12 protein-coding genes are annotated in these 12793 nt (G+C 44.5%); 1 reads left to right on the top strand and 11 read right to left on the bottom strand.

Going from position 1 to position 12793, the window contains the following annotated elements; genetic code table 11:
* Window positions 1-584, bottom strand: a 584-nt coding sequence (locus RH85_RS05530) for a LysR substrate-binding domain-containing protein (RefSeq protein WP_006711216.1), incomplete at its 3' end; no start/stop codon positions are given.
* Window positions 585-934: 350 nt separating this feature from the next.
* Between RH85_RS05530 and RH85_RS05525 the strand changes: the two genes are divergently transcribed.
* Window positions 935-1699: a hypothetical protein gene (locus RH85_RS05525; RefSeq protein ID WP_006711215.1), complete on the top strand. Its 765-nt coding sequence runs from the start codon at window positions 935-937 to the stop codon at window positions 1697-1699.
* A gap of 166 nt (window positions 1700-1865) precedes the next feature.
* Here the strand turns inward: RH85_RS05525 and pyrF are convergent, their stop codons facing one another.
* The 10 genes from pyrF to lon form a co-directional block, all read right to left on the bottom strand.
* Window positions 1866-2561, bottom strand: a complete 696-nt coding sequence (pyrF, locus tag RH85_RS05520) for an orotidine-5'-phosphate decarboxylase (protein ID WP_006711214.1) — start codon at window positions 2559-2561, stop codon at window positions 1866-1868.
* A gap of 85 nt (window positions 2562-2646) precedes the next feature.
* The gene (gene lapB, locus RH85_RS05515) at window positions 2647-3816 is read right to left on the bottom strand and encodes a lipopolysaccharide assembly protein LapB (RefSeq protein ID WP_006711213.1); all 1170 of its coding nucleotides are present in this window, start codon (window positions 3814-3816) and stop codon (window positions 2647-2649) included.
* A 25-nt stretch (window positions 3817-3841) separates the two neighbouring features.
* Window positions 3842-4120: a LapA family protein gene (locus RH85_RS05510; RefSeq protein WP_006711212.1), complete on the bottom strand. Its 279-nt coding sequence runs from the start codon at window positions 4118-4120 to the stop codon at window positions 3842-3844.
* A 133-nt stretch (window positions 4121-4253) separates the two neighbouring features.
* The gene (gene ihfB, locus RH85_RS05505) at window positions 4254-4535 is read right to left on the bottom strand and encodes an integration host factor subunit beta (protein ID WP_005595888.1); all 282 of its coding nucleotides are present in this window, start codon (window positions 4533-4535) and stop codon (window positions 4254-4256) included.
* 202 nt (window positions 4536-4737) lie between these two features.
* Entirely contained in the window at window positions 4738-6408 is a 1671-nt protein-coding gene (rpsA, locus tag RH85_RS05500; RefSeq protein WP_006711211.1) for a 30S ribosomal protein S1, read from the bottom strand.
* Window positions 6409-6516: 108 nt separating this feature from the next.
* Window positions 6517-7197 (bottom strand): (d)CMP kinase, encoded by a 681-nt coding sequence (cmk, locus tag RH85_RS05495; RefSeq protein ID WP_006711210.1) that lies wholly within the window; start codon window positions 7195-7197, stop codon window positions 6517-6519.
* Window positions 7198-7484: 287 nt separating this feature from the next.
* The gene (locus tag RH85_RS05490) at window positions 7485-7799 is read right to left on the bottom strand and encodes a ComEA family DNA-binding protein (RefSeq protein WP_006711209.1); all 315 of its coding nucleotides are present in this window, start codon (window positions 7797-7799) and stop codon (window positions 7485-7487) included.
* Between the two features lie 137 nt (window positions 7800-7936).
* Window positions 7937-9796 carry a peptidylprolyl isomerase gene (ppiD, locus tag RH85_RS05485; RefSeq protein WP_006711208.1) on the bottom strand — a complete coding sequence of 620 codons (1860 nt, stop codon included), beginning with the start codon at window positions 9794-9796 and terminating at the stop codon, window positions 7937-7939.
* Window positions 9797-9967: 171 nt separating this feature from the next.
* Window positions 9968-10261 (bottom strand): HU family DNA-binding protein, encoded by a 294-nt coding sequence (locus RH85_RS05480; protein ID WP_277422393.1) that lies wholly within the window; start codon window positions 10259-10261, stop codon window positions 9968-9970.
* Between the two features lie 172 nt (window positions 10262-10433).
* Entirely contained in the window at window positions 10434-12785 is a 2352-nt protein-coding gene (gene lon / locus RH85_RS05475) for an endopeptidase La (RefSeq protein WP_006711207.1), read from the bottom strand.
* Window positions 12786-12793 lie beyond the last annotated feature (8 nt).

The following is a 12793-nucleotide window of genomic DNA, read 5'->3' as shown; positions in this document are numbered from 1 at the left end:
ACTAACGGATAAGAAGCCAGATCTTCAATCGTTACGCGCGCCTTTTGCGCTAAAGCATGGTCTTTCGGTACCACGATGGAACGATTCCAGTGATAACAAGGCAACATGATAGCGTCTTGATAAAGATGCAGAGCTTCGGTTGCAATCGCAAAATTAGCGGTGCCTTTGGCAATCGCTTCTGACATTTGACTCGGCGTGCCTTGATGCATGTGTAATGACACTTTAGGGTAGCGAGCGGTAAATCCTTTGATCACATCAGGGAGAGCGTAACGAGCTTGAGTATGTGTGGTCGAAATATTCAAGGTGCCCATCTCAGGGTGAGTATGTTCACCGGCCACCGCTTTGATACTTTCAACGCGAGCCAATATTTCTTGTGAGATACGAATAATATCTTCGCCGGCAGTGGTCACTTGCGTTAGATGCTTGCCGCTGCGCTCAAAAATTTGGATGCCCAGCTCATCTTCAAGCAGACGAACCTGCTTACTGATACCCGGCTGAGAGGTAAATAAGCTCTCGGCTGTGGCTGATACATTTAAGTTGTGATTAACTACTTCAACAATGTACTTCAGTTGTTGTAACTTCATTCTCGACCTCGTAATCCCTTATCGACGTGCAGACTAATATAACAAAGTCATCACTCTTTAGTTAAGAGTTCGAGGATTCGTTATATAGATTATAAGATTTAGTTATAACGTCTCTTTGATTAAATTGGTAGTAAAAATGCCGATTTCCCTCTATTCACAAGGCCAGCTAACGTTTGCAAAGCGTAAATTTGCAATCGAAAGCTCAGTTTCTAGCCTGAAAAACGCTTTTCAATATCAATCAAACCAGCAACACGTGATAATGTGTTAGTGTCAGAATATTTGGTGCCTTAGGCTAGCAGAATCGTGTATGCTTACTGGCTAGCCATCATAAACTAAAGATAACGGAATTTATGAATATTGGTTTAATCATTGCCTTAGTCGCCATCTTGTTGGTACTTGTTCTCGGTTACAACATCATTCTCCAATACAACGCTAAAGTTGCTACGGCGAGAAAACAAGAAAGTGCGCGCTATATTGCAATCATCGATGCCACTGAAGAGTTGATTGGCCATGCCCATCACATGCCTTTCAGCAAAGAATTACTACTTTGCCTCAACAACCGTATTCTTGACGCCGTGCAAAACATGCATGAGTTGGCCCCAAAGAATAAACAACTTGAGCAACGAGTTGAGCATGTAAAACAACAAATTGAAAACCTGAAAAGTAACTTTCAAGGCGGTGAAAGCGCGTCGTTCAAAGTACCTAGCAGTGATAAACAAGCGATTGTTATGCTTAAGTTGGTCAAGCGCTTGCGTGATACCGTGCGTAACGAGCACAATAAAGGGCGATTTGATACGGAAGCTTACGTGGCAGAAAATGCCCGCTTAGAAGGTATTCAAGTGCGTATTAACATTGAAAACGTGGTTAAGCGTTCTAAAGATGCGATTGTTCGTGGTCAGCCCGGCACAGCGATTCAGCTACTGCGTAAAGGCCTAGATGTGCTTGCAACAAAGAATGATGCGTACTCAGCTCAAGCACGTGAAAAACTGCAAACCATGTACGATGAAGTTGAAAAACGCCGCCAAAATCAAAGCGCTAGCGAGCTACAACAAATTGCCGATAAAGAACGTGAAGAAGATATGGACGTTCTGTTTGGTGAAAAGAAAAAGTGGTAGTCGCCAATCTCTAGTCTATTTTAAAGGTCGCTGTGGCGGCCTTTTTTATTGAACCTCTATTGCTTAATTAGCTGAGCCGGATGCTTAAAATTGGCAGCCATGCACAACTCCAATAAAAAAGGCCAGCATTCGCTGACCTCTCTACGCTTTCATTATCTGCCAAAGATTACGCTAAAGTCGCGTTAATCTCAGCGAGAACTTTTGCAGGATCTATCGCTTGTGTGATTGGACGACCAATCACCAAGTAATCAGAGCCCGCTTGAATCGCTTCTACTGGCGTCATGATACGACGTTGATCGCCTTGCTCTGAGCCTGCAGGGCGAATGCCTGGAGTGATAAGCTTAAACTCTTTACCCAGTTCTGCTTTTAGCATTGAGGATTCATGAGCAGAGCACACCACACCATCAAGACCTGCGCTCTGGGTTAGGCGCGCCAGACGAATCACTTGGTCTTTAGGTGCCATATCTAAACCAATACCGGCAAGATCACTTTGCTCCATACTGGTCAATACCGTTACACCAATCAATAGTGGACGATCTTTGCCATAAGGTTCAAGAATTTCACATGAAGCCGCCATCATGCGTTCACCACCACTCGCATGAACGTTGACCATCCACACACCCATTTCTGCTGCTGCACGTACCGCTTTAGAGCAAGTATTTGGGATATCATGGAACTTAAGGTCAAGGAATACAGAAAAGCCGCGTTTGTGCAGCTCTTTGACGAAATCAGGACCAAACAGCGTAAACATTTCTTTGCCTACTTTCAGACGGCACGACGCAGGGTCGATACGATCTACAAATGCAAATGCGTCCGCTTGGTTGTCATAATCCAGTGCTACGATGACTTTTTGGTCGATCATTTCATCTCCTAATTAACTTCTTATTGTACTTTAACGTTTTATATTTAAAAAAATGCAGCTAATAAATTAGCTGCATTAAAATCAATTATTCACCGTCCAATCCGCGAATTGGCTTAATCGTGCCCCAGCCCTTACATGAAGGACAGTGCCAATACATTGAATGGGTTGAAAAACCGCATTTTCGGCATCGGTAATGAGGTTTAACTTTAAGCTGTTCACCAACCAATTTCTGCAAGGTCGCCAAACTCTCTTTCGCTCGGCCCTCTTCTGCGTTGATTAAGTGATAGTCCATCAAACGGAAGAAACCTTTCATCGTCGGGTTTTTCACTAATTGACGAGTTAGTAGCTCTTGAGCCGCCCCAGCACCATCATGCTGCGCGACAAGCTGCGCTAACATCAATTCGGCGGACACACCTGCCTTACTTGCAATACACTGACGTAAAAACTCAAGCAATTCATCTTCTTGTCCCAAATGGTGGTAGCAGTCCGCCAACGTTGGTAGAACTTCGCTGATAAAGTCGATGTCTTGTTCGATAACCGTGGTTAGGTATTTGATAGTGTGGTGGTAATCTTCGCTTTCTAAGTAAAGCTTACCAAGTGCAATACTGGCACGAACACACTTTGGATCTTCGGTTAGTGCCCGTTTAAAATGGGCAATCGCATCTTGGCGCTCACCTTCGGCTTGGTCTTGCATTGCCATTTCACAATAGAAATGGGCAATACTGCTACGCATGCGTTTACGGCCAAGTTTCACCAGCAACTGAGCGTAATAGGTCGCTTTATGCCACTCACGCGTTTGTTGATAAATCGCCACTAGCTGTTGCAAAGCGGCTTCACGGTGATCCGGTTCTTCAACCAATTGCTCAAAGATTTTTTCTGCTCGATCGAGAAAGCCCGATGCCATGTAGTCTTTCGCTAACTGTTGCAAAGCGATATTTTTTTGATCGATCGTCAAGCCAGAGCGGGAGATGAGATTTTGGTGAATGCGAATCGCACGGTCAACTTCACCCCGTGAGCGAAACAAGTTACCCAACGCCAGATGAGTATCAATGGTGTCGTCATCCACTTGGAGTAGTTCGATAAAGTGATCAACTGCCTTATCAGACTGATCCGATAACAACAGGTTAAGACCCATCACATACTGGCGGGATATTTGATTTGAGTGTTTCTGCTTGTCTTGCTGGGCGCTACGATTACCCATATACCAGCCGTAAGCGGCGGCAATTGGCAATAACAAGAAGAGTATTTCTAGCATTGAGGAAAAAGTCTACCTATCTCGATTACGCTTTATTCTCTACAACCTCAGTAGAGGTAGGAGTAAGCTTTTTAAGCTGTTTATTCAGTTTACGGATTTGCCGTTGAGCCTTCAGATGAAGAATACCAAACAGAAGCCATGCTACCGTAAAGCCAGTGACAAAAACGACACCTAGCAAGGTAGACAGGTGAAACTCACCCTGAGCTAGCAGGTAGTTAAAGTTCACAACAGCTTGATTTTGCGCGCCTAACGCCAACGCAATTAGAAATAAAGCTAATACGATAACGATTTTTATAATTTTCATAGTCCATTACCCATCCGAAAATCTGCTGATAAGATTATGCAGTAAAACCTATAAACACTCCATGGTTATCTTAACATAGACAAAAAAAGGCGGTGTGCTATTCGCAAACCGCCTTTTTATTATTCAATTTGAATTAACCGAGATTTACTCGTTCACGTAATTCTTTACCTGGTTTGAAGTGAGGTACGTATTTACCTTCTAGCTCAACTTTATCACCGGTTTTAGGGTTACGACCCGTACGTGGTTCACGGTAGTGAAGTGAGAAACTACCAAAACCGCGAATCTCGATGCGATCGCCCTTTTCAAGCGTTGATGCCATATGTTCAAGAATGTCTTTTACCGCATCTTCGACTTCTTTTGCTGAAAGATGTGTTTGCTCAGCGCAAAGTCTTTCAATCAATTCAGACTTAGTCATAATTTCCCTCGTAGAGTAATTTATCACTTATTATAGTAACTAATACCAATTCCAACAAACACTTGCTATCAATTCTAGACAATATTTGAACAACATGCGCAAGTATGATTCAGCTTGTTTAGTTGTTGTTGCAGAAATTGGTTTTAGCCCACACAAATAAAAAAGGAGCCTTGCGGCTCCTTTTTGCTATAAGGGAATAAAATTATTCGCCTTTAGCTGCTTTGAAAGCGTCTGCCATAGCGTTACCGAATGCAGCGTCATCTTGCTTGTTGATAGATGCCATTGCTTCTTGCTCATCAGCTTCATCTTTAGCTTTGATAGATAGGTTGATTACGCGGTTTTTACGGTCTACACCAGTAAATTTCGCTTCAACACTTTCACCAACGCTTAGGATTAGAGATGCGTCTTCTACGCGGTCACGAGCGATTTCAGAAACGCGGATGTAACCTTCTACGCCTTCTTCAAGCTCGATTGTTGCGCCTTTAGCATCAACAGCAGTAACAGTACCGTTAACAAGAACGCCTTTCTTCTTCTCTGCAACGTAAGCATTGAATGGGTCATTTTCCATTTGCTTAACGCCTAGAGAGATGCGCTCACGCTCTGCGTCTACTGCTAGAACAACTGCAGAGATCTCGTCGCCTTTCTTGTACTCACGTACAGCTTCTTCGCCAGCAACATTCCAAGAAATGTCAGATAGGTGAACTAGACCGTCGATGCCGCCGTCTAGACCGATGAAGATACCGAAGTCAGTGATAGACTTGATCTTACCAGTCACTTTGTCGCCTTTAGCTTGCGCTTCAGCGAATGACTGCCAAGGGTTAGCTTTACACTGTTTTAGACCTAGAGAGATACGACGACGTTCTTCGTCGATCTCAAGAACCATAACCTCAACTTCGTCGCCAACATTAACAACTTTAGAAGGGTGGATGTTCTTGTTAGTCCAATCCATTTCAGAAACGTGAACTAGACCTTCAACGCCTTCTTCGATTTCTACGAAGCAGCCGTAATCAGTTAGGTTAGTAACACGACCAGAAAGCTTGTGACCTTCTGGGTAACGTTTAGCGATTGCTACCCATGGATCTTCGCCAAGTTGCTTAAGACCTAGTGATACGCGAGTACGCTCACGATCGAACTTAAGAACTTTAACTAGGATTTCGTCACCTACGTTAACGATTTCTGATGGGTGCTTAACGCGTTTCCATGCCATATCAGTGATATGTAGAAGACCGTCAACACCACCTAGATCAACGAAAGCACCGTAGTCAGTTAGGTTCTTAACGATACCTTTAACTTCTGCGCCTTCTTGTAGGTTTTCAAGTAGCTCATCACGTTCAACGCTGTTTTCAGATTCGATAACTGCGCGACGAGAAACAACTACGTTGTTACGCTTCTGGTCAAGCTTGATAACTTTGAACTCTAGCTCTTTGTTTTCAAGGTGAGCAGTGTCACGGATAGGACGTACGTCTACTAGAGAACCTGGAAGGAAAGCACGGATACCGTTTAGTTCAACAGTGAAACCGCCTTTAACTTTACCGTTGATGATACCAACAACAGTTTCAGCTTCTTCGTAAGCTTTCTCAAGAACGATCCAAGCTTCGTGACGTTTCGCTTTCTCACGAGAAAGTTGAGTTTCACCGAAACCATCTTCAACAGCGTCTAGAGCTACGTCTACTTCGTCACCAACAGCAACTTCAAGTTCGCCAGCAGCGTTCTTGAATTGCTCTGCTGGGATAGCAGATTCAGACTTAAGACCAGCGTCAACAAGAACGAAACCGTTCTCGATAGCTACTACAGTACCTTTAACGATGCTGCCTTGTTGGAATTCAGTTTCGTTCAGAAACTCTTCAAAGAGTTGAGCAAAAGATTCAGTCATTTATTTGATCTTCAATAAATTAAACGTCCACGGGTATCCTACCGCATGGGGTTATTAAATTCGCCAGCCATCATCCTTGCGGCCGACGCTCTGAGCTGACCCCGCGAATTACGCAGTCAGTTTAGATTCGATATATTGTAGTGCTTTTTGGACTACTTCGTCGATACCCATCGACGTAGAGTCAAGCACGAGCGCGTCCTCTGCAGGGCGCAATGGCGCCACTGGGCGATTACGATCTCGGTCGTCTCGCTCTTGGATCTCGCTCAAAAGGTCAGCAAAGTTAACATCTAACCCTTTATCTTGCAACTGTTTAAGACGGCGCTGAGCCCGTTCGTCTGCGCTCGCATCAAGGAATATTTTCACTTCTGCTTGCGGAAACACAACCGTTCCCATATCACGGCCATCAGCCACCAGGCCTTTGCCATCGGCAAATGCACGTTGACGACGCAGCAACGCTTCGCGAACTCGAGGTAATGCTGCCACTTTAGACGCAGCCATGCCCGTTTGCTCTTTACGCAGTTCACCCGAGACATCTTCGCCTTCAAGGATGACCTTAACCAATTCGCCCTCAGCAATAAACTGCACGTCTAGGTGCGTTGCAAGTGCAACCAGCGAATCTTCTGTTTCAAGATCAACGCCGTGATGAATCGCAGCTAAAGCTAGAACGCGATAAATAGCACCGGAATCAAGCAAATGAAATCCTAGCTTGTTCGCAAGTTGCATACAAAGCGTGCCTTTACCCGCACCACTTGGTCCATCAACGGTAATAACCGGCGTATGAGAGGACATGAATTACTCCAAGTTGGTTTACGCCATCGCAATACTGCCATGGCTTTCGGCGTGAAATTATAGTGCTATTTGCCGCTAGGTTCTAGGGAAGTTTTAGCAATTTAGCGGGTCATTTTAGGACAAAAGAAAAACCCAAGAGAAATTGGTTATCCCTTGGGCAGATTAGCGGCAATCTGGATTGATAGACTGCCAAGCAACGCAACATAGTCGCTAAAAGTGACCTGTTCACCTATCGCGCTGCTGATTGAATACTTGATTCAGCGAGGCTTTAACCGCACTTACCTGTATTACAGTTCAATTCTGCCTACATTTTTGGCCACAGTCGCTTCCCCGATCCCACGGACCTTAGCGAGATCTTCAATTCGCTCAAATAGCCCTTGCTGATCACGATAATCGACTATCGCCTGCGCTTTTGATAAACCGATACCTTTAAGTAAATCGGCAATTTCTTGCGCTGAAGCTTGATTGACGTTGACGACGATTTCAATCCCTTCGTATTTAGGATTTTCATCTTGCTTTGCGGATTTTTGCTCTGCCAACACAGCGTTAAAAGGAAGGCTAAAAGCGAGGACGACTGAAAGAAAGAGAGCTTTGATATTCATGACAATTCCTTGTACTCAGAGTAATGGAATGGCCACCATAATCACTTCAAAAGGATTTGTTAATTGCAATGATGAGAAACAAAACGGGTTGCCAAGGCAACCCGTTTTGATACTAATGTCATTTACATCGAGATAACTTATTGAGTCACAGCGAAGTATTCGATATCAGTGGTTTTACGCAGAATGCTAATCAAGCCTGAAAGGTCTTGTTGCGCATTCATCTGTACCATTTGCTCTGCGATTTGCTCATTGTATTGCGTAGTGAACATATCAGAAACAGACAGCAGTTCAACGACAGCAACATCACCGTTAAACACTTTCGCTTGTGCATATTCAACTTTGCCGTCAACAGGTTTCGCCATCGCAAACACAACATCTGCTAGGTGTGAGCCACGGTCGATGTTTTCAACGTCGCCAAATGCTAGACCATTTTCAGCTAATACTGATTGATTGCCCGCTTTCAGCTCAGTAACAACCTTCTTAGCCAATTCCATTGCATTCTGCTCGCCCTTAACTTTCGACAGTTGAGCAACAACTTGTTCGCGAACATCTTCAAGCGGCAATACTGTCTCATCACGCGAGTCTTCAACACGAACGACGATAACATGTTCAGGAGCCACTTCGATCACTTCAGAGTTCAAACCGTCTTCTTTCACTTCTGGGCTTAGAATCGCTTGAATAACTGTTGGTGATTTTAGAACTTCTGGTGCGTTTTCTTGAGAAATAAAGTCCGTTGTTACAATCTGAGCATTGATAGCGTTAGCTGCATCATCCAATGAATCTGGATATTCAAAAGCCACTTTCTCAAGCTCACTTTGTAGTTCGTAATACTTATCTACCGCTTGTTGATCACGCAACTCTTGTTTGATGCTTTCAGCCACTTCTGACAACGGCTTAGCCACCGACGCTTTAAGCGCATCAAGCTTGATGATGTGGTAACCAAAATCCGATTTCACAAGGCCTGAAATGTCCCCTGGGTTTTTAAGCGCAAAAGCCGCTTCTTCAAATGCAGGGTCCATGGTGTCGCGTTCGATAAAGCCAAGAGAACCGCCCGCTTCTGCGCTGCCGATATCTTCTGATTTTTCTTCAGCAAGCGTGGCAAAGTCAGCTCCAGCGTTCAATTCATCTAGAATCGCTTGCGCTTTTGCTTCGTTATCACCTTGAACAAGGATATGGCTTACTTCACGCTGTTCTTCAGACGAATACTTATCGAGATGTGATTGGTAGTACGCTTGCGCTTGCGCATCATCAACTTGAATATTTTCCTTTAGCGCCGCTGCAGACAATTCGATATAGGCAACTTTCACTTGCTCAGGGCGAGTGTAGCGCTCTGGGTTTTGCTTATAGTACTCAGCAATTTCATCTTCGCTAAGTTCTACTTTTTGAGCAAAATCCGTCAGGGCAAGATTGATCGTTTTCACTTCACGCGTTTGCATCAGCAATTCGCTTTGTGCGTTCACTTCACCCGGAAGAGAGAAGTCACTCGCTTGGACTGCCGTCATTAGCTGGTTACGCACTAGGTCACGACGTAGGTATTGAGCAAAGCTCTCAGGGCTGAAACCCGCACGACGTAACGCAGATTGGTACACTTCTTGGTTGAAAACACCTTCAACTTGGAACTGTGGCATCGATAGCAATAGTGCACGAACTTGTGCATCACCCACACGTAGACCCAAAGTTTGAGCGTGTTGCTCAAGCAATGCATCATTCACCATACGATCAAGAACAGATTGACGGAAAGATGCTACGTAACTAGGGTCAGCCAGTAGGTTTGAGAAATAATCACCAAGCTGAGCTTGCATACGATTACGTTCGTTTTGGTAAGCCTGTTCAAAATCACCACGACTGATTTCGACATTACCTACTTTAGCTGCAACGTTGTTAGTGCCACCAACGATGTAGCTACCTACTCCCGCAAATACGAAAGATAGGATAATCAGGCTTAGGATAATTTTAACCGCGATGCTATTCACGCCTTCGCGTAATCGATCCATCATACTATTGTTACTCTCCGCGAATGATCCGTTATCGTCTCAGCATGAGACAACACGGCTTCTATTTAAAATAATTTCGGTAGTGAGATGATATCAGAAAAAGAAATGCGCATCAGTATGATGCGCATAATTTAAAACGGTTCTAACAAACTACTGACGCGTAGCTTATTGAGATTAGTTGCAAGAGTCTTTTAGAGCTTTACCCGCTTTGAAAGATGGTACTTTCGCTTCAGCGATTTGGATTTCAGCACCAGTTTTAGGGTTACGGCCTGTGCGAGCTGCACGAGTACGAACACTGAAAGTACCAAAGCCAACTAGAGCAACTTGGTCGCCTGATTGTAGAGTACCGCTTACCGCCTCGATGAATGCGTCTAGGGCACGGCCAGCTGCTGCTTTAGATAGGTCTGAGTTTTCAGCGATTTTTTCTACTAATTGAGTTTTGTTCACGGTATTTCCCCTTTGGGCCATCTGTTATTATTTTGTAAGACGGCGATTCGTTCCATTTAGTTTCAAATTCAGCTCTACCCCTTATCTAATAAGGGTTCAAGCTACAGTGGCTAAAGTTAGCGCCCAAAAAAAACGCTGACAAGCATTTTTCAGCTAATCAGCGTAATCTTTTACTTATTTTTGCTGCACATCACTATTTTTCAACAGCGAACTCAACACCTGATGGATCTCTTTCAAGCGCAACGCTCAGAACCTCATCAATCCACTGTACTGGAATGACTTTCAAGTCTGCGATCACGTTCTCAGGAATCTCTTCCAAATCACGCTCGTTGTCTTTCGGGATCAACACAGTTTTAATGCCACCACGGTGTGCTGCCAGTAGTTTTTCTTTCAAACCACCAATAGGTAAAACTTCACCGCGTAGGGTAATTTCACCCGTCATCGCCACTTCGGCTTTAACTGGGTTACCTGTTAAGCTTGAAACCAGCGCCGTGCACATTCCAATACCCGCACTTGGGCCATCTTTTGGTGTTGCACCTTCAGGAACGTGAACATGAATATCACGCTTCTCGTAGAAGTCAGAGTTGATACCCAGCTTTTCAGCACGAGAACGCACGACGGTCATTGCTGCTTGGATGGATTCTTTCATCACATCGCCCAGTGAACCAGTCTGCGTCAACTTACCTTTACCCGGCATTGACTCAGTTTCAATCGTGAGTAGATCGCCACCCACTTCTGTCCATGCAAGACCGGTGACTTGACCGATGCGGTTGCTGTCGTCCGCTTTACCAAAATCAAAGCGTTGTACGCCCAAGTACTCTTTCAAGTTATCGATTGAAACAGTCACTGATTTCAGTTCGCTATTAAGCAGGATGTTCTTAACCGCTTTACGACAGATTTTTGAAATTTCACGCTCTAAGCTACGCACACCCGCTTCACGCGTGTAGTAACGAATAATGCCAATGATCGCCGAATCTTCAATCGTGATTTCATGAGGCTTCAGACCATTGCGTTTTACCTGCTTATCGAGCAGATGGCTTTTCGCAATGTTAAGCTTCTCATCTTCGGTGTAACCCGATAGACGAATCACTTCCATACGATCCAACAATGGACCTGGAATATTCATTGAGTTTGACGTAGCAACGAACATCACATCTGATAAGTCGTAATCCACTTCCAGATAGTGATCGTTGAAGGCATTGTTTTGCTCAGGGTCAAGCACTTCCAGTAGCGCCGATGACGGGTCACCGCGCATATCAGAAGCCATCTTGTCGATTTCATCCAAAAGGAAAAGTGGATTTTTAACGCCAACTTTTGACATTTTTTGGATAAGCTTACCTGGCATTGAACCGATGTAAGTACGGCGGTGACCGCGGATTTCCGCTTCATCGCGTACACCACCTAGTGCCATACGCACGTATTGACGACCCGTTGCTGATGCAATAGAACGTCCTAGAGAGGTTTTACCCACACCAGGAGGACCAACCAAACATAGAATTGGGCCTTTAAGCTTATTGATACGGTTTTGTACCGCCAAATACTCAAGAATACGTTCTTTCACGCGCTCTAGGCCGTAGTGATCTTCGTTTAAGATCTCTTCCGCTTTAGCTAGGTTTTTCTTAACTTTCGTGCGTTTAGACCACGGAACGCCGATCATCCAATCGATGTAACCACGAACCACTGTTGCTTCTGCCGACATTGGCGACATCATTTTCAACTTTTGCAGTTCTTGCTCGGTTTTCTCGCGCGCTTCTTGCGGCATTTTTGATTCTTCGATTTTCTTTTTCAGAGCTTCGAATTCATCAATACCATCTTCGCCTTCGCCCAGTTCTTTCTGAATCGCTTTCATCTGCTCGTTCAGATAGTACTCACGCTGAGATTTTTCCATCTGCTTTTTAACGCGAGTGCGAATGCGCTTCTCAACTTGCAAGATATCAATCTCTGATTCCATCTGGCCCATAAGGAACTCAAGACGTTCTGTGATATCAAGGATCTCTAGCACTTTTTGCTTATCGACTAATTTTAGCGGCATATGAGCGGCGATCGTATCGGCGAGACGAGCAGCTTCATCAATACCATTCAATGAGGTCAATACTTCCGGTGGAATTTTACTATTGAGTTTAATGAAACCTTCAAACTGGTTGATTGCACTACGCACAATCACTTCTTGCTCACGCTCATCCAGATCATTGGTCACTAGATATTCAGCATCAGCCAAGAAAAATTCGTTTTCGATAAATTGATGAATTTTGGCACGTTGCTGACCTTCCACCAGTACTTTTACTGTACCGTCAGGAAGCTTCAACAATTGTAGAATCGTCGCCACGGTACCGACAGTGAACAAATCATCTTTCGTCGGTTCTTCAGTGTCCGCTTCTTTTTGCGCCACCAACATTACCTGCTTGTTGGTCTCCATCGCGGCCTCTAAGCAAGCAATCGACTTTTCTCGGCCAACAAATAACGGGATTACCATGTGCGGGTAAACTACTACGTCTCGTAGAGGTAGTACGGGGATCTCGATACGTTCGGAACGTTCCAAGTTCATATTATTCT

Origin of the sequence: Vibrio ichthyoenteri ATCC 700023 (assembly GCF_000222605.1) — a bacterium.
Taxonomy (GTDB): Bacteria; Pseudomonadota; Gammaproteobacteria; order Enterobacterales; family Vibrionaceae; genus Vibrio; species Vibrio ichthyoenteri.
This window is presented reverse-complemented; position numbering and strand designations above follow the sequence as displayed.

Coding starts and splice junctions, on each gene's coding strand:
- cmk (WP_006711210.1), bottom strand. CDS start 7,197: ATGTCCTCTCATACGCCGGTTATTACCGTTGATGGACCAAGTGGTGCG.
- lapB (WP_006711213.1), bottom strand. CDS start 3,816: ATGCTAGAAATACTCTTCTTGTTATTGCCAATTGCCGCCGCTTACGGC.
- ppiD (WP_006711208.1), bottom strand. CDS start 9,796: ATGATGGATCGATTACGCGAAGGCGTGAATAGCATCGCGGTTAAAATT.
- pyrF (WP_006711214.1), bottom strand. CDS start 2,561: ATGATCGACCAAAAAGTCATCGTAGCACTGGATTATGACAACCAAGCG.
- RH85_RS05525 (WP_006711215.1), top strand. CDS start 935: ATGAATATTGGTTTAATCATTGCCTTAGTCGCCATCTTGTTGGTACTT.
- RH85_RS05490 (WP_006711209.1), bottom strand. CDS start 7,799: ATGAATATCAAAGCTCTCTTTCTTTCAGTCGTCCTCGCTTTTAGCCTT.
- rpsA (WP_006711211.1), bottom strand. CDS start 6,408: ATGACTGAATCTTTTGCTCAACTCTTTGAAGAGTTTCTGAACGAAACT.
- RH85_RS05480 (WP_277422393.1), bottom strand. CDS start 10,261: ATGGCCCAAAGGGGAAATACCGTGAACAAAACTCAATTAGTAGAAAAA.
- RH85_RS05510 (WP_006711212.1), bottom strand. CDS start 4,120: ATGAAAATTATAAAAATCGTTATCGTATTAGCTTTATTTCTAATTGCG.
- ihfB (WP_005595888.1), bottom strand. CDS start 4,535: ATGACTAAGTCTGAATTGATTGAAAGACTTTGCGCTGAGCAAACACAT.
- lon (WP_006711207.1), bottom strand. CDS start 12,785: ATGAACTTGGAACGTTCCGAACGTATCGAGATCCCCGTACTACCTCTA.